12 protein-coding genes are annotated in these 17,421 nt (G+C 71.0%); 7 read left to right on the top strand and 5 right to left on the bottom strand.

Translation table 11 applies throughout. The annotated features are described in order from the left end of the window. The 4 genes from BG482_RS23020 to BG482_RS23005 are packed head-to-tail and all read left to right on the top strand — an operon-like array spanning position 1 to position 4,887. Positions 1-846 carry a hypothetical protein gene (locus BG482_RS23020; protein ID WP_069770987.1) on the top strand — a complete coding sequence of 282 codons (846 nt, stop codon included), beginning with the start codon at positions 1-3 and terminating at the stop codon, positions 844-846. A gap of 48 nt (positions 847-894) precedes the next feature. Beyond that, a complete protein-coding gene (locus BG482_RS23015; RefSeq protein WP_069770986.1) occupies positions 895-2,031 on the top strand; it encodes a hypothetical protein in 1,137 nt (378 codons plus the stop codon). Continuing rightward, the gene (locus tag BG482_RS23010) at positions 2,028-3,536 is read left to right on the top strand and encodes a hypothetical protein (protein WP_069770985.1); all 1,509 of its coding nucleotides are present in this window, start codon (positions 2,028-2,030) and stop codon (positions 3,534-3,536) included. The genes BG482_RS23015 and BG482_RS23010 overlap by 4 nt, the downstream gene beginning before the upstream one ends. After that, positions 3,526-4,887, top strand: coding sequence for an AAA domain-containing protein (locus BG482_RS23005; protein WP_069770984.1), 1,362 nt, complete (start codon positions 3,526-3,528; stop codon positions 4,885-4,887). Before BG482_RS23010 ends, BG482_RS23005 begins: the two co-directional genes overlap by 11 nt. Before the next feature lie 227 nt (positions 4,888-5,114). Here BG482_RS23005 and BG482_RS23000 read toward each other — a convergent pair whose 3' ends face one another. The 5 genes from BG482_RS23000 to BG482_RS44070 all read right to left on the bottom strand — a co-directional run bounded on the left by BG482_RS23000 (position 5,115) and on the right by BG482_RS44070 (position 14,428). Next, complete coding sequence (locus tag BG482_RS23000; protein ID WP_069770983.1) at positions 5,115-6,392, bottom strand: DUF2399 domain-containing protein; 1,278 nt, start codon at positions 6,390-6,392, stop codon at positions 5,115-5,117. Beyond that, complete coding sequence (locus tag BG482_RS22995) at positions 6,389-10,627, bottom strand: SbcC/MukB-like Walker B domain-containing protein (protein ID WP_069770982.1); 4,239 nt, start codon at positions 10,625-10,627, stop codon at positions 6,389-6,391. The genes BG482_RS23000 and BG482_RS22995 overlap by 4 nt, the downstream gene beginning before the upstream one ends. Then, entirely contained in the window at positions 10,624-11,976 is a 1,353-nt protein-coding gene (locus BG482_RS22990; protein ID WP_256096454.1) for a DUF2398 family protein, read from the bottom strand. The genes BG482_RS22995 and BG482_RS22990 overlap by 4 nt, the downstream gene beginning before the upstream one ends. Next, positions 11,973-13,559, bottom strand: coding sequence for a DUF2397 family protein (locus tag BG482_RS22985; protein ID WP_069770981.1), 1,587 nt, complete (start codon positions 13,557-13,559; stop codon positions 11,973-11,975). Before BG482_RS22985 ends, BG482_RS22990 begins: the two co-directional genes overlap by 4 nt. 641 nt (positions 13,560-14,200) lie before the next feature. Beyond that, entirely contained in the window at positions 14,201-14,428 is a 228-nt protein-coding gene (locus BG482_RS44070; protein ID WP_069770980.1) for a hypothetical protein, read from the bottom strand. 1,151 nt (positions 14,429-15,579) lie between these two features. On the opposite strand from BG482_RS44070, the gene BG482_RS22975 reads away from it, so the two are divergent. The 3 genes from BG482_RS22975 to BG482_RS22965 are packed head-to-tail and all read left to right on the top strand — an operon-like array spanning position 15,580 to position 17,368. Beyond that, positions 15,580-15,843 (top strand): helix-turn-helix transcriptional regulator, encoded by a 264-nt coding sequence (locus BG482_RS22975; RefSeq protein ID WP_069770979.1) that lies wholly within the window; start codon positions 15,580-15,582, stop codon positions 15,841-15,843. After that, on the top strand, positions 15,804-16,886 hold the full coding sequence (locus BG482_RS22970) for a DUF6083 domain-containing protein (protein WP_370745857.1): 1,083 nt from the start codon (positions 15,804-15,806) through the stop codon (positions 16,884-16,886). The genes BG482_RS22975 and BG482_RS22970 overlap by 40 nt, the downstream gene beginning before the upstream one ends. Then, positions 16,886-17,368 carry a hypothetical protein gene (locus tag BG482_RS22965; protein ID WP_069770978.1) on the top strand — a complete coding sequence of 161 codons (483 nt, stop codon included), beginning with the start codon at positions 16,886-16,888 and terminating at the stop codon, positions 17,366-17,368. Before BG482_RS22970 ends, BG482_RS22965 begins: the two co-directional genes overlap by 1 nt. Positions 17,369-17,421 lie beyond the last annotated feature (53 nt).

Raw genomic sequence — 17,421 nt, 5'->3', positions numbered from 1 at the left:
ATGAGTGATCCGCTGGACGCCCTGGAGAAGAGCATCGGCACCCTGCGTCGCGCGATCCGCGACGCTTCCGCCGCCGGTGACGCCGACCGGGCCGGCGAGCTGCGGATGCAGCTGCGCCGCGCCGAGCGGGCCTGGGACGCCCTCGTCGACGCCGGTGAACCGGCGGCTGCCCCGCCCCGCCCCGCACCGGAAGCTGCTCCGGCCGCCCGGGGATCGCAGCTCCCGGCTCGCGAACACGTACACCGTGCCCTGATGCTCCTCGGGGCCCCGGCAGCCCCCAAGTTGATCGTCGGCGTGCATGAGGCGTTCTTCCCGGGTGAGCTGTCTGCGTCCAAGCTCTCAAGCCTGCGCCGGGACGAGGAGCGCTCCTACCGCTCGAGTCCGGGTGCCCGGCCGTACTATCTGTGCCCGGCACTGGCGCACGACCTGCTGACACCGGTGCGGGCACTGATCACCATCAGCACCTGGACGCTGGAGCAGCGCGTCATCGGCCCGCTGTCACCGCGCGTGGACTTCCTCACCGGCGCGATCGGCATCGCCGAGGCGGTGCACACCGCGGCCGAGTCCACAGCGGACGGCCCCAGTCCGGAGGCCCTGCGGCTGCTGTGGCGCTTTGCCGTCAACATCCCCGACGCCATGCCGAGGAACGCCTCCGGTCACGAGGGGGCCCTGGACCCGCAGCAGGTGATCTGCGCCGCCCAAGCCGAGCTGGACGTACATACGGACACAGACCGCGCCACCCGCACGGCAGCCGCACGGCGGGCACGTAAGTCCCTCGGGGACGACGAGCAGTTGTTCGGCGCGCCCCTGCGGGGCGTCACGCATCTGCGGTCGGCCCGTGCCTGATTTTCGTCTTCCCGCAGTCCCTCCTCCCCCTCAAGGATCTACGAGACCGTGAAAGCATCAGTCGACGACCGCCTCGCTGCGCTTCGCGGATCCGCGAAGCGCCTGGACTACAACGCCCGGTCGCTGGCGGCCCTGGAGAACAATCCGCGCTGCACGCTGCGGGCCCTGCTGGACGCCTCCGGCTCCGACAAAGGCGCGATCGCCACGCACGTCGGCCATCCCCCGCTCTTCGGCCAGTCCTCCTTCGCCATTACCCGTGGCAACGTCTTTGAGGCGATGGTGAAGGACAACGGCTGCGCGGAGCTCCTGCGTGTCCTGCGCGAGACCCTGGAGCTGACGCTGCCGGAGGTGGGCTACGAGGACCTGAACGACGTCGGAGGCGACGGCCGTTCCAAGGAGCGCCACGAGCGCACCGAAGAGGTCCTGCTGCGGGCAGCCCGGGGTGAGGGTGACGGCACCTTGTTCGACCACCCGATGTTGCGCCTGCTGATCGGCGGGCACAAGGTGTACCTGGAGCCGGACCTGGTCGCCCTTCGCATCGACGGACGTTTCCACGTCGTGGAGATCAAGAGCTTCCCGATCATCGACGAGCAGGCAGACTCCGCACAGGTGCGGGCTGCGACCACGCAGGCGTGCGCGTACGTCATCGCGCTGCGCGACCTGCTCGGGCGGGCCGGTATCGGCGAGGAGGCCGTCTCTGACACGATCGTGCTGGTCGCGCCGAAGGACTTCACCAACCGGCCGACCGGAGCGTTCGTCGACGCCCGCAAGCAGGTGGCCGCTCTGACCCGTCAGCTGTCTCGCATCGAGCGCATCGGGGACCTGGTGGACCTGCTGCCTGAGGACCTCACCTTCGATCTCGACCTGGAGAAGAAGCGGCCCAGGCGCCCGGTCGAGGAGCTGACCGGGGCGCTGGATCAGGTCCTCGTGACGTACCGCCCGGACTGCCTGAGCCACTGCGAGATGGCGTTCTACTGCCGCAGCCGTGCCCGCGCGGAGGCCTCGCTGGATGTTCTTGGGCCGGTGGTGCGCGAGCAGTTCGGCGGCATTGACACCACGACCATGGTCATGGGACTGGCGCGCGGAGAACTGCAGCCGAGCGAGGATCAGGTGGAGATGGCCGCGGCCCTACGGCACGCCGCACGGCTGCGTGCAGAGCTGGAAGATCTCGGGGGTGCGGCATGAGCACGCTGTCGGCGCTGGCGCACGTGCAGGCGATGGAGTCGATGCAGGCGGTCCCGCTGACCGAGTTCCGGCACCGGCGCCTCTCGGGCCGGCCGCTGGTGATCATCCCGCTGGCCATGGCCGGAGAGGCCGGGGCTCCCCTGGCCGCGATGGTCGGCTCCGCCAGGAGAAGCGGGACTCTGCTGGTCGTGGCGCAGCCCCGTAACCGGGACCAGCGGTTCGCGTTCGCGGCCGACCTCGGCCGGATCGTGATGGATTACATCAATTCGTTCCGCCAGGACCGCCGCGGAGAAGGTGAGCGTTCCTGGTACACCGACGTGCCTCAGATCCTGGTGCCCAACCTCGGCGGCGTCAAAGCCCTGGCCGATCTGGGACGCATGTGCCGCTTCCGCGCGACGTCCGGTCCGTATGCGGTGCCGGACGTCGTACCGGAGTTCGGTATGTGGCTGACGTTCCTGGTTGACAGGGCCGAGGAGGCCGGCACCTCCATGCTGCTGCCCGTCACCGGCATGCTCGCCGAGCACTGGGCGACCGGCCAGAGCATGCTCGAGGACCAGAACCTCGCCTCCTTGATGGCCTGGATCGCTCCCCCGTCGGGCTTGAGCGTGGAGCAGGCCATGGCCGATGCGGAGAATCCGGACGTGTGCCCGCCGGCGGGCCCGTCGACCTCCCCCGAGTTCGACAACCGCGACCTGGCCCCGGCGATCAGAAAGTTCGACACGGCTCGCGCGCTCGACGATCCGCACGCACTGGCCGCCGCTGAGACCGATCTGCGGGAACTGGTCGCGGGACAGATCCAGCCCACCTGGCGCATGGTGTGGCAAGCCATATCACTGCTGCGCTCCGTGCCCGAGGCACCGCGGACCGTCAAGCGCTTCGAGGGCGACTGCAAGGCCTTCACGAAGTACTCCGACTACCGGGACTCTGACGGCTTTCCGCAGCGCAAACGGGACAACGCGATCGGTGCGGCCCGGCGGCTGGGCTGGCTGGAGCACGCGCTGGCCGAATTCGAGTCCGACATGGCGTTCGACGATCGGTTCGTGCTGGCCGATCGGCGCAGCGCCGGGGAGGCGTTCGCCGGGACGGTCGTGGAGGCCGACTCCGGCCGGGTGGTCACCACGGACAAGAACAGGCGGGTGCCGCGGCCGCGCGTCACCGTCCGCACCGAAGATCCCGTGCGGCTGGTCGCCGACACCAAGTTGATCAGCCCGTCCATGCCGGCTGGCCACAAAGCCATGATCGTCTCTGTCCTTGCCGACGGCGATGCCACATGTATCACGGTAGAGGTCAACGGTGGCATGGGACGCGGCCGCGTCCCGAAGCAGGGCACCGTCCCGGAGCTGGGACAACGCGTCGCCTACCTGCCCGACCCGGGGTGGCGCCCAGTACCGCAGTTCCCGGCCTCCGATGCCACCCCGTGGACACACAGTGCCGCCGACGAGAGCGGCATCGACTCCGCCGTACCAGAGGACGGCGCCGCAGAGGAGTGGGGCAATGAGGTCTGACACCAGCACGACGCCTGAACCGGCCACGCCCGACCCCGCGACGGCCGCCACCGCTGCCACCCGGGCGATCCTCACGGACATGGCCGACGGGCGTCACAGGGCCGTCGTCGTCGACTCCCCGCCGGGTGCCGGCAAGAGCACCCTGGTGGTCAGCGCCGCCCAGGAGCTCACCGACGGCGGTGAGCGCCCGATCATCGTCGCCCAGACCAACAATCAGGTCGACGACCTGGTTGTCCGTCTGGCCGGGGAGCATCCCGGCATCGCCGTCGGACGGCTGAGCGCCAGCGGATACAACCCGCCCCCAGCCGTGGGGGCTCTGACGAACACAACCGTCGGCCGCACTCTGGCCGACCTGGCCGGCTGCCTGATCATCGTTGCCACCGCCGCCAAGTGGGCCACCGTCCGCGACGCCACGTTCGGCTGGGCGATCCTGGACGAGGCCTACCAGATGCGTTCGGACATGCTGCTGCAGATCGTCGAACGCTTCGAGCGGGGCCTGTTCGTCGGCGACCCCGGCCAGTTGGATCCGTTCACGATCGTCGGCACCGAACGCTGGATCGGGCTGCCGCACGACCCCACGCAGAACGGTGTCAGCGTGATGCTGGCGCACAACCGGAACATCCCCGTACACCGGCTGCCGGTGTCCTGGCGTCTGCCGTCCTCGGCCACACCCACCATCGCCCAGGCGTTCTACCCGTTCACCCCCTTCACCGCCGGAACCGGTGAAGGCACGCGTGCCCTGGAGTTCCGCACCGCCGGACTCGCCCGCCCCGACCTGGACGAGACTCTCGCGCAGGCGTTCACCACCGGCTGGGCCCTGCATGAACTGCCCCGTCGCCATGTCCCGCGCACCGATACCCAGACCCTCCAGACCGCCGCCGATCTCGCCGGCCGGCTCCTGGGCCGTGGAGCGGTCGCCACCTGCGAGCGGCACCCGGGCGGCCGGCCCCTGGACGCCGGCGATATCGCCATCGGCGTCGCCCACCGCGACCAGGCCGACCTGGTCCGGGCCGCACTCGCCCAAACCGGCAGCCCCGGTGCGCGGGGCGTGGCGGTGGACACCGCGAACCGGCTGCAGGGCCGCGAGTTCGAAGTCGTCATCGTCGTGCACCCGTTGTCCGGCCGCCGGGACGCCACGGCCTTCCACCTCGAGGCCGGGCGGCTATGCGTGCTCGCCTCCCGCCATCGTCAGGCGTGCATCGTCGTCGCCCGAGAGGGCATTGCCGATCTCCTGGACAGCCACCCCTCGACCGACCCGGTGCATCTGTCCGTGCGCGCCAAGTTCCCCGACGGCTGGGAAGCCAACCAGATCATGCTGGACAAGCTCGCCCAGCACCGCGTCGCCGCATGACTCCTGCACAGGCAACCAGTCGGAAGTGGGCAATTGCGTGACCGCTGACAGACTCCGATCAGCGTCACCGAGTCCACCCGCACAACTTGGTCTCTTTACAATGGCGTGCTGTGTGACGGTGTGTTGTCGGCACCCCTGGCAGACCCCTGCGCCCAGGCCGGATGCCCCACTTCACACAGCGGCTCCTTCTCAGGACTGGTACAACCGCGTGGCTGCGGCTGGCAGCCTTATGCCCGGGGTGGGCAGGGTGTGCCAGCGGTGATGTCGGCGAGGAGCATGGGCAGGAGGTCCTCCTCGTAGACGGGCACGGAATGCTCCCGCATCGCGGACACCAGGCTCGCGTCCCAGGGGGCGTCCGATTCCTGCAGGTGCAGGGCTTCGGTGCCCTCGGGGGCGGCCGTGAGGTAGTCGGCTGCGCTCATCCGCCACGCGACCGCGGCCGGTGCGGCAGCGAGGAGAGCACGCATGTGCGCCAGCCCGGCCTGGTCGAAGTCAGCGCGGACAGCGATGCGCCAGCCAGCGTCCGACAGTGCGCCGACGGCTTCGCATTCCAGCTGTGAGGGCGTTCCGGCCGTACAGATCACCCGTGGTGTGATGGCTGTGTCCTGGGCCAGGGCGTGGGTGCTCGCCGCGGCGAGCACAGACGGGTTCTCCGTGACGAAGACCCACATGCCGGGGATCTCGGGACGTTCCCATGCGATCTTGGCGAGTTCTCTGGGCGGCAGAGTGAAGGTCGCGCCAGGCGGTATCCGCCATCCTCGCGGCGTGATTCCGGTGATGATGAGTCCGCCGAGCAGGTCGTCGCAGTCCACTCCGAGTCGGGCCCAGCTTGAGCGCACCGTGGTCGCGGAGGATCGGGTCAGGGCGAGGACAAGCGCGGGCAGAGCTCCGCTGTCCAGTGCGTGGGGGTTGCCTGGCACCAGTGTGCGGCGGTCGATGCGCTGGCCAGGTGGAGGCAGGCTAGCGGCCACCTGCAGCGCCTGGGCGAGTAGCGCAGCGGGATCCGGTGTATTGAGCAGACGGGTGATCCATCCGGCGCTGTGCAGTCGGCTGAAGACGGTGTCCGCTCCCACGCGTTCCCGCACATGGTGGGGCAGGCCGGTGACGGCGCTGTCGAGTTGTGCACGGAGCCGGTCGGATGCGGCCGTGTGCTTGGCTCGGCTGCGGGCTTTTGCTGCCAGGCGGCGGGTGGTGGCGTGGGCGGCGACGGCGCCGGGGGTGAGTGAGGGGCCGCGTGTGGCCAACGCCGCGGTCAGTGCCTCCAGGCGGACGCGGCGCCGCTGGCCGGGCTCCAGCGGGCGTCCGCCGATGAGGCCGGCTGCTGCGGCGCGCTCGGCTGGCGAGGCTGGCACCGTCACGGTGACCGTTGGGCCCGCGGTGAGGGTCTCGTCCCCGCGCCGGTCGGCTACCGCTGCCAGGGCCAGCCACAGCCAGGTGAGTTGGGGGATGAGCAGCGGAGCCAGATCGGCGTCCGCGCAGGCGTCGTCGCACAGCGGGCAGCTCATGCGGTCCCCCCGGTGTGCAGTGCGGGATCGGTGTCCTCCGGCAGGGCCTGGCCTGTCCGGATCAGCATGGGGAAGGCGACGACGGTGCCGTCGGCGCCAGCTTCGAGGTCATGGGCATCGATGCCGTCCCACGCACCGGGTGCGCCGTCCCACAGGTAGGAGGTGCACAGGACGTCCAGGTCGAGTTCGGCGAGGTAGCGGGCCAGTCCTTCGCGTCCGCGTTCGTCGACCTCGGCGGGGACTTCGTCGAGCGGGACCAGGCGTAGGCCGGTGCTGGGAAAGCGGTCGTAGCCGGCGGCGATGGCGGCGAGCATGGGGGCCAGGACGACCAGGCGACGTTCGCCGCCGGACAGGCCGGTGCGCGGGCCCCATTGGCCGGTGACGGGTGTGCCGTCGGGGCCGGGGCGTTCCACGAGGTAGTGGACGTCGACCCAGCTGCGGATGTCGACTGCCGCGGCAAGGCGCTCTGCCATGGTGGAGCCGTCGGCGGCGGCCAGCAGGGACTGCAGTGCTTGTCCGACCTGTTCTTTCTGCGCGTCGGTGCGCACGGCGTCGCCGACCGTGCAGGACAGCTTGTACACGGTGCGGGTGGCGGCGTCGAGGTCGGCGCGCAGGCCGATATGGACCTGGACGCCGACTCCGGAGGATGCCTGGGCTGCACGCATCTTGCGGTTGACCGTCTTCTTCCAGTCCGTCAGGGCCGTCCAGGCGGTTCCGATGGCGGCGGGCAGGCGACCGATGACGAAGTCGCGCAGCGCTGCAGCTTCCGCGGCGTCGAGGGCAGCTTTGGCCCGGTCGGCGAGGGTCTGCGCGCGGACGGCGGCGGAGAGGGGGTCGTAGCGCGTTTCGGCGTGGGTGAGGACGAAGGTGTCGAGTTCCCCGATGCTGGCGGGCGGGTCGTCGCGGGCGATGGTCCAGGTCTGGGCAAGTTCGGCGCGGACGGTGTCGTAGCGTTCGCCGAGAGTCTTCTTGGAGGCGGTGGGGCGGCGGCCGAGCAGACCTTCGACGGTGTCGAGGAGTTCGGAGCCGTCGGCCCCGTCCGTGGGGAGAGCCGGGTCGACGCCGAGGGCCTGGGCAAGCGGGGGCCAGGCGAGCAGCGCCGCCAGATGCGCCCGCGTGGCCGTCTGGCCGGGGAGTGCTTCGATCAGTCGCTGCCGGACCGAGACGAGGTTGCTCTCGCAGGTACTGAGCTGCTTCTCGGCGGTGACGGCGTGCTGTTGGGCGGAGGAGAGCTGCCTTTGGAGATCCTTGGCCCGGCCGGTGGCCTCTTCGAAGCGGCGTGCTGCGTCCTCGGCGTCGCCGTGGGACTGCGCCTCGGTGAGTTCGGCGCGGGTTTCGAGGACCGTGGTATGCGCGCTGCGGGCGTCGTGCTGAAGGTCGGCAAGGCGCTCGGCGAGGATGGCTTCGTCGGGCAGTATCTGCAGGACGCGCCCGAGCCTGGGCAGCAGCCGCGCGGACAGCGTGGTTGCGCAACCGTCGAGCGTGTCGGCGCGCGTTCGGCCGTCCTCGACCATGCCGGCCAGGGCGGCGGGGTCGGCGGGCATGCCCAGACTTCGGGCCCGGGCCGTCCAGTCGGTGCGCAGGCGGAGGTGCTCGGCCGCCATGTCGTCCGCGCACTGCCGCAGTTGCCGTGCGGTGCCCTGGCGCTCGTGTGCCGCCTTGGCGGTACGGGCGCGCTCGGCCTCGGTGTTGACCAGTTCGTCCCGCGGGGGGAATGTCTGGGCTTCGCTGCGGGCGGCATCACGTTGCCGGCGTCGCTCTCCGGCGGCGTGCCGCTCGGCCTCGGCGTCGGCTTCGAGTTCGTCGGCGGCCGCGTCCAGCTCGTCGGCTTTGGCGCGTGCCCTGGCCAGGCGGGTGCGGGCGCCGATGTGCGAGGCGGCAGGGATCGTGCTGCCTTCGGCGCGCAGCGCGGCGGCGGGATCACCTGTGAGGGGGCCGGCGGTGAAGGTGCCGTCGCGTCCGATGACGAGAACTGCCGGGTCGTGGTGGCCGGTGGCGCTGTCGGCCAGGGCGATGCGTGCCAGCACAGCCCGGGCGAGGGCAGCGTGCGGGTGGCCGGGCACAACGTCCAGGACGGTGGTCAGGTTCTGCTCGCAGACTGAGCCTGTGGGGCTGATGCGCCAGGCGTCAGTGGTGGCTCCGCCGACGTGCAGGTGGGCCCCGAGGATTCCGGAGCGGGCGAGTGCCAGTTCAAGGAGTGCCTTTTGTTCGTCTGCGGTCTGGGGAGCGGGCTGCCATTCGAGCAGTGCGCCGAGGGCGGTGTCATCCAGGCCCGCTCCGGCCCAGGACGGGCGGGGCAGTGGCAGCAGCTGTCCGGAGCGCAGGTGACGGGCCCCGCTGCGGTGCTGTGCGGCGGTGGTGTCGAGGCTGGCTGCGGTGGCGAGGTGGTGTTTGGCGGCGTTTTCGTGGACGGCTGCGAGGGATTCACCGGTGCGCCGTGCCTGGTCGGCCCATGCGCTGAGCTGGTCGCGGACTGCGGCGGGTTCGGCGGTGGTGAGGGCGTCGATGTCCTCGGTGTCCCATACCGGCTGCTCGTCCCAGGCAAGATCCGCCTCGTCGTGCAGGCCGCGCAGGTGAGGATGCGCCGGGGCCCATCGTGCGACGTCGGCGAGTACCTGGCGGGCAGCCGAGCGAGCTGCTGCGGTGGCCCGGTCGTGGGCCTGGCTGGCCTCGTCATAGGCGGCCTCGGCGGTGGCTGCTGCCTGGTCGGCGCTCTGGGCTGCCGTGTCGGCTGTGGCGACGGGGTCATGGTCGCGCAGGATGAGTGCGGCCCTGTCGGCTGTGGCCCGCTGTCCCTGGGCTGTGCTCGTCCAGGCGCGGGCGAGTTGGTCGAGACCGGTGCGGTCATGGGTGAGGGTCAGGCCGGGGCCCGGGTCGACGACGCGGTCGGCGACAGGTCGGGTGATCCGGGCGCGGGGATGGTGGGCGAGCAGGGTCTCCACCGCCACCGGGCGGGCGCCGGCGGCCTCCGCGTCGGCGGCAAGGCTGGCGAGGTCGCTGATGACGTCGTCGAGAGCTCCCTGGCCGGCCTTGGTCTGCGTGCGGGCCTGCTCGGCGGTGGAGTGGAGCCGGTCGTAGCTGCTGGCGGCCGCGCTCTGTTCGGCCTTGAGCCGCTTGTGCAGGTCCATGACGCGTCCGTGGGACCGGTAGGCGTCGCTGGTCTCGATGGCGCGCGCAGACGCCTCCGCCGCGCGGGTATCGTCACCGAGGCGCTGGGCGTCTGCTCCGGCCTTCTCGGCAGCGGCCTTCGCCGTCTCGAGCAGGCCGATGTGTTGCTGGACGTCGCGGCCTCGCTCGGCGGCGTCGTCGTGGGCCTTGCGTGCGGCCGTGTGGGCGGCGCGGGTGACGTCGATGACATGCCCGGTCCAGACGCGGGCGAACTCGTTCAGGAGTGTGGCGGCGTGCTCGTCTCGTTCGAACACCTCGCGGGTGGTGTCGGATTCGGCGAGGGCCTCGGCGGTCGCGGTGAGGACGTCACCGGACACGCCCGGCAGGGACTGACGCAGCGCGTCGGCGGCTGCGGCCGGGGAAACGTCGCCCAGCAGGGTTGGATTGCGCACCTCCCGCAGCCGTGAGGCGAGCAGACGCAGTTCGCCGGAGGTGGTGCTCCAGATGCGGTGGGCCAGGTCCTCGATGTAGTCCTCGGGCTCGGCGAAGACCTCTCCCCCCGCGGCCTCGACGCGTGCGGAGAACTCTTCATGTTCCAGTGCGCCGCCGTTGGGCCCGCGCAGGCCCAGCTCCTTCAGCGGCCGGCCGGGCACGGTGAACGGGATGACGCGCACGGCCGGGGTGGAGCTGGGTGAGTACTGCAGCCGGACCCCGAAACTGACGACCTGGCTGAGGGCTGCCGTTTCGTTTGGTGTGCTCTGTGCTGGTTCGCCGGACGGGGCGGCGAAGGTCAGCCACAGGTATCCGTAGCGGCGGCCCTTGGCGGGGGCTCCTTGGCTCATCAGGAGCTTCAGGGTGGTGGGGCGTGCTTTGCCGGCGGCGAGTTTGGCGGCGTTGAGGTCGAGCAGGTAGGGCCACAGGGCCTCCAGCGCGGTCGTCTTGCCGGTGCCGTTGGGCCCGCGCAGCAGCAGACGCCCCGATGCCGCGGGCAGATCCAGGTCGCCGTAGCGCCACACGTTCGACAGTCCGGCACCCACCAGGCGCCAGCGGCCGCCGAACCTGCGGGTGTTGCCGGACGGCGAGGGCGCCGGGGGCGCGGTGAAGTCCAGGTCGAAGATGTCACTCACGATGTGGGCTCCTCCATGTTGTCTTCGGCCTCGATGTCGCTGAACAGTCCCTGCTGGAGCGGGGTGTGCGGGCGCGGGTGTGCTGGGGTGGCGCGGGGTGAACGGGCGCGGGAGCGGCCGGTTTTGGGGGCCGCGGTGCCCTCTTCCGCCCAGCGGCCCGAGGTGGGGGCGAACCACCACATCGATGTGGTCTCCTCGCCTGCGGGCGGGCGGGCGGGGGTGAGACGGGCCAGGTTGGTGCCGGTCAGCAGGTCACCGACCTTGCCGGCCAGCAGAAGGGGGTCGTGGGCGTATTCAGTTCCCCAGCCGCCTTTGCCGGCGGCATTGTTGCCTGCGAATCCCGTCAGCGCCGCCACCACCTGTTCCTCGGTCATGCCGCGCCAGCCGGGCCCGGGACCGTTGCCGGCGGTGCCGTGCAGTGCGGCGTGGTCGAGCAGGAGCAGCGTGGCGTGTGCGACAGTGCCTGGTGCGGGGAACGGCATCGGGCCGAGCTCGTTCAAGTGCCGGTATGACTCGTCGGGTACGACGAACGCGGCGCCTTCCGCGCGGCGTTCCAGGACGAGTCCGAAGGCGTCGGCCAGGGGGCCGCCGTCGTCGCCGCGTACGCGCTGGCTCAGCCACTGTGCCTCGGCTTCGTCCAGCAGCGCGGTGTGTACGCAGGTGTCGTCCACGAGGGCGCGGCGCATCCGGCGGGCCGCGTCCGGTTCGCGCTGTGCCTGCTCAAGCCATGCGTGTGGGTCGGTGGCCGGATCGAGGGTGCCGGGGTTGGCGACGACGTAGGCCAGGCGGGTGTGGTGGACGGCGAGGAGGACCGGGGCCTGTTCGTCGTGCAGGTATCCCTCCAGGTCACCGTCGAGGCGTTCGACGACGCCGCGTTCATCGAGCATGCGCAGCGCGGCCAGGACGGCGCGGCGCTCTGCCATGTCGTGGTGGGTGGGCAGTCCGGCTTCTGCGGCAGCGGCGCGGGCTTGGGTGACCAGGTGTCCGATGGCGGTGCGCGGCGGCATCGACTCGGCGGCTGCCAGCAGAAGGAAGAACCAGGAGCAGGCAGCCGGCGTGGGGCCCTGGGGTGCCCAGGCTTGGGGGCGTGGCGGAGGGCTTTTCCGCAGCCGTACCAGGTCGCGTTCGACGACCAGTACCCATCCCAGCCGGGCCACGGCGGAGCGCAGCGCAGGTTCGTTGCGGCGGACGGCGGCGATGAGTTCGTCGTCGCGTCCGCCGACCAGCCAGGGGTGGGCTGCCAGGTGGCGCAGCAGGGCTGCTGTTTCCGCGTCGGCCTCGGGATGCCACGCGCGGCGCCGCCGCGGCGGCCTGGTCCTGTGCGTCTGGGCTTCGGTCTCCTCGCTCATGCTGCGCCTTCCTCCTGGGTGGCGGCACCGGTCTCGTCGGCTGGGTCGGAGACGGGATACGGGGCGATGCGCAGCATGGCGCGCTCCGAGACGTCGTCCTGTGTGGTGGCGTCCGCGAGGGCGGCGAGGACTGCGGCGGAGGGGCGGCGGCCGGGCTGGTGGAACACAGGGATGCGGCCGGGCAGGAGTACCTGCCAGGCGGGGGCGTTCAGGGTGCCGGTGCCGGTGCCGGTATGGACGAGGGTGCAGGCAAGTCCCCCGCTGGTGCCGGTGCGGCGCGGGCCCCGCGCAGTGGCCCGGGCGGCCGCCATGAGAGCGGCGAGCGCGACGCGTGCGACGGTCTCGTCCAGGTGCTGTCCGGGGATGGAGGCCAGGACCGCGGCAACAGCGTGCGTGTGCTCGGCCTGGCGACGTGCCCGGGCCTGGGCCACCTGTGCTTTGACGGCTGTGTCGTCGCGGGGTGCGGTGCCTCTGCCCCGGGGGCCGGAGCGGCCGGCGGTGCGCAGCAGTGTCGGCACCGGCACCTGCGGTCCGCCCCGCCAGGAGGGGTTGCGGCCGGCGTCGTCTTCGTCAGCTTGGCCGTAGAGCTTGCGCCAGGAGTGGTCGCCCACCGCAGCCTGGAAGATCTGCACGCCGATCTCCGGTGTCAGCACGGCCCGGGCGAGGGCCAAGGCTCGGGTGCGGGTGGAGGCGGTGCCCGAGGAGGAGTGCAGCCGGCGCAGGTTGGCATGCATGCCCGGCAGCGCCCGCACCAGGCGCAGCGAGAACCGGGCGGCGCGTCCGGTGCGGGCGTCGAACCAGGCGCACAGTCCCTCCCAGTCTTCCGTGCGGCCTCCTCGTGAGGCGCTGAGCGCACCGGCGGCGATGAGGTCCCGGGCCTGGGAGGCATTGACGGCCGCTTGCGCCAGGGGGGCGAACCACGGTCGCAGCACCGCCAGTGCCGCAGCCGCCCGTGCTGAACCGGAGTCGAGTTCGGCCGCCACGCGGGTGGCATAGTCGACGAGCAGTCCTTTGAGGTCGTTCGTGCGTTCCTCGTCCAGGTCGAATCGGTCGGCCAGCCCTATCAGCGCATCCTCGGCACCGACCAGGGCGGCGTCGAGATCATCGTGGCTGGTGAACACGATGCTCACTGCGTCCAGGGTTGCGGCGTCCAGGCGGCCGGCACCAGGCTCCACCGCGCCCAGCACCGTGGCGAGTTGGTCCAGGTGGGAGACGATGCGGCTCAGTGAGACGATCGGGATTTCCCGCACGGTCGCCGTCCCTGCCAGCACCTGGCGGTAGAAACGCTGGACGTGCCGGCCCGCGGGGCTTGCGGTGTAGCGCCAGTTCCGGGCAAGGATCTCGGCATACCGGCGTGCGTGGCTGACGTCCGACCGGACCGAAACCGCGCGCATGGCCTTCAGCTCGTCGAGGCGCTTCTCGACCACACCCGTTTCCATACGCAGTCCGGCTGCCGACAGCGCTGCGGCAACTTCAGCGACCGTCAGGTCGGTCACTGACCCCTCCAGCACATCCATGATCGCGATGTAGTCGCCGGACTCCCGCCGCACCAGGTACCCCACGACTTGCCGTGCATCGGACATACCGTCGTCTACGGCGGGCGTCATTTCTTCTGCTGTCACCACTCCCCCATCCGCGATGCCGAGGAGCCGCACGTCCCGGGCCTCGTTTTGGAAAGTAGACGCCACCACTGACAGTCCTCTCGGAAAAGAGTGAATTCGAGGCGCTTGCCCTACCGCACGTGACTCGAATACATCGCCTCCCCCTCAGACGGAGACGATCAAGGGCCGGTACCGGCCGGCATCCACCCCGCTCGCTACCACAGAAGAGCTTTGACCTGCATTGATGGCTTCCATGCCAGGCGGAGTGATCATGTTCGACATGACACACATGCAGGAGGCTTCACGACCTCGGGACTCCGAGTCACCGCACGGTATTCAGCCATATTGCCCGGAGAAGCAGCCAGCCCTAAAGATGAATGGCCGCGAGCAGTTTTCACGCCCGAAATTCGATTAAGCGTTCGATCAATCCGGGGTCCAGCTCTCTTTTCTCCTTGCCGGGCAGACTTCGGCGAAGTCCTCCAATGCCGTTTCGTGATCAGGTGAGGGCGGGGACTGCGGCGGACGGCGTTGGCTTGGGTGTTAGGGCGATGTCGGGCGGCGTGGTTGGTGACTTCGGTGTTGCGGATGGTCGCCGGTGGCTGGCTGGTCCTGGGCGAACGTCGCTAAACCACACCCCGCCAGGCGGCGAAGCCTACGTTCGTGCAGTACTTGTACCGGCCCGGCTGGGGCCCGGAGTCGACGATCTGCTCGATCCAGGCGTCGTCCATGGCTCTGTTGCCCCTGGCGGCCCATGCGTCGATGATGCGGTCCCAGTGCCGGATGTTGAGGGTGCGGAACTCCGGGACCCGCTGCAGGGGACACGGATTCCCGTGCCGCGTGCGAGGATCCACTGCAGGTCTCCCGAGTCCGGCCAGACCTGCCATGACCCCAGCAATCCTGTTCTCGCCAACTGGTCGAGTGGGCTGGCCAGTTCCACAGGCCGGGTACCGCAGGCGCGCGCCATCTGGTCCAGTTCGCCCAGGCCAGCGCCGGATTCCGGGCCAGTGTTCGCCGCGAGGTACACGCTCGCCAGCCGGGGCAGCGGCCCGATAGCTCGTACGGCAGAGGAGGAACTGGCGCGCAGCGCCCAGTCCGCGGCACGTCTTCGGTCGGGGCGGGCTGGAGATTGGCCGAGCAGCGTGAGATCAAGAAGTTCAGCGGCGATCTCGTTGGCTGCACCCCCGGGGGTCGTGCGCAGCCATCGCGCGTGCTCCAGCTCGCGCCACGGGCCATCGGCGGTGTCGAGGCGGAGGCTGCGCATCACGCCCTTGGACAGCTGGACTCGCATGTGGGTGTTCATCCGCAGTGCGCACTGCAGTGCCAGCAGGCGTGCGGCAGCCGAGGTGTTCTCTGGGAGTGCAGCAGCGAGGTAGCTGAGCATTTCGCGGACCCGGATCCGCTCCCCCGGCCCTTTGGGATGTCTGCGCTGCCGAGCGGTCGCCGGTGGCTGCGGCGCACGGGCGAGGAGCGTGTCCGGTACGACGGCGGCCCGTGCTGTCACAGCGGCGCAGGCACTGCAGGCGTCGGTGAGCCGCCACAGCCGTCCGCCGCGTTCGCAAGCGAGGAGGAGGCGGATGGGGCCGTCGCAGCCGCGGCGGCGGGGGTGCCAGCGGCAGCCGTGTTCGTGGCACTGGCAGATCGGCAGGTGCGGGGGACGTAGGTCTCCGCGTACGTGCCGTGCGAGGTGGGCCAGGGCAGTCGAACGAGCAGAGACCGCAGCGATCGGTGTGGTGCCGTGCGGGCAGTGTCGGCAGATGAGAACGAGCCCGCCGGCGTGCGAGCGCAGTTCCACGGTCCAGGCGCGTGGCGTGACTGGACATGCTGTGCGCAGCCTCATGGGCGCGTGTTCCTCCGGTTGCTTCCGCCCTGTTCCCGCGCTTGGGGTGCGGGTGCGGCCGCCACCGTAGTGCAGACCTCTGCCCTCTCGCGGTTGCCGTCACCTGGGAAAATAGGGCAGAGGTCTGCACTGACAGGGCAGGGGTCTGCACCGTCGGATGGACGGATGACGATCTTGCCGCCCGATCCGGACCTCGACGCGCTGCGGTTGGAGCTCGCGCGTCTGCGAGCCGCGCGCGGGTGGAGCTACGACGAGCTCGCCGCCCGCAGCGGCCTGGCCAGACGCACCGTCATCGAGATCGAGCAGGGCCGCACCGTCGGCACACTGAAGACTTGGCACGCCCTTGCCCACACCCTGGGCACCCCGTTCGACGAGCTCTTCGCGACGCTGTGCCGCGGGCGCGACCTGCCGGGGCCGAGCGGGGACTGACAGCGCGCCCGGGCGGCTGCCGCAGATCACCCAAACCGGCGAGCCCCTCCCGAACACGCGGTCGACTACTCGCACTTCCGTTTCACTGGGTGAGGCCGAGTGGGCGATCCGGCGGCAGCGCTGCCACGGGTTCGGCGTGTCGGCTGGCAGGTTCACGCGCATGCACTGCCCCTCTCCCACACCCCGTCATCGGGACACCAGCCCGGTCCCCGCTCCGCGCATGCGCCGCTCCTTGCAGATCACTCCCGGCAGCGCCACCCGGTTGCTGCGCTGCCGCCAAAGCGGCTGGTGCCGCGACTGCGGCAACCCGATCGTGGTACCGCCGCAGCGATCAGGACCCGGTCCGTCTGCACCCGCACGAACTGCCCGCCGCCCAGGTGCCCGAAGCCTGCCGCTGGCACGTCAGCTCCGGCGTCGCGCACCCGGCCGGGGACGGCAGCCGCTGGTGCCGTCTGCCGCACTCCGTCCTCTACCCCGCCCGCGACACGCCCCCGCCTCCCCCCGAGCTGGCGGGGCTGCGCCGGGCGCTGGCCGTGCGCTCCCGCCGCCTGATCGACGCCGGCATCTTCACCTCTCCCCCGGCCTCAGCGCCCGGCCAGACGCCTGAAGCGGTGCTCTGCCGCCCGGCCCGGCCCCTCGTGCAGTTGCTGTACGTCCGCTACCTCGCGTCCCGGCCGGTGGACGGGATCCAGTGCGTCGCTCAGACCCGGCACCGCCACCGCTGCACCAGTCCCGTACTCACCCCCGGCACGCCGGGCGGCGTCTGGACGCTCATGCCAGCCACCGCCCAAAGCGGTCAACTGGCTCTGCCCGCTGATGCCATGGCCGTCTACGACCTCGGTCCCCTCCCCTATGCCGAGCAGCTGCGTTGGCGCGCCCAGCGCTGTGCGCAGCACGCCACTTCGTCCACGGCCGCCGACCTGGCGGTGGCCGAGTGGGAGCCCTTCGACCCGCTGCGCCACCACGAACACATCCACAGCCGTCTGCCTGCCGCTGCCCGCCGCCGTCCCGGGCCTGCCACACGGCACGGGGTGCGGCCGTGATGGCGCACCATGCCGTCGAGATCCTTCTGACCAGGCCCGCCACCCCCGGCGAGCTCCGGCAAGCGTGCTGCAGTGTGCCGGTGGCCGCGAACGCGGACCGCACCCGGCTGATGGCGGTCCACGGCGCACGCAGCCCTGGCGGCGCCCTGCATGCGCTGCGGCGCCGACTGGGCACGCGGTTGCCGATCGACGTCCTGACCACGCACTACCCGGACCAGCACGGTCAGGTGCTGCTCAACGTCGCACTCCCCCACACCGCCGACCAGGCCCTGCGCCAGGCCGCGGCCGCCACTGGGCAGCGGCCCCAGGACGTTCTGCGCCGCCGCGTGAGCGAGGCTCTTGCCCGGGACGAACACGACCGCGCCCAACTCCTGACGGCCCGGCTCGAGGGTCTGCTCGCGCACCACACGCCCGAAGAAGTCCTGACCAGCGTGGCCAGCCTCCTGCACAGCCGTCCGTACCGCCACACACCGGCGCCGTAACATCCGCGCCCTTGCAGCACACCGGCGCAGGCCGCTGCAGCCGCCCCTGCCCT

Origin of the sequence: Streptomyces sp. LUP30, assembly GCF_001746365.1 — a bacterium.
Classification (GTDB): Bacteria; Actinomycetota; Actinomycetes; order Streptomycetales; family Streptomycetaceae; genus Streptomyces.
Note: the sequence above shows the minus strand (reverse complement) of the source record. Positions and strands in the feature narration are given on the sequence as shown.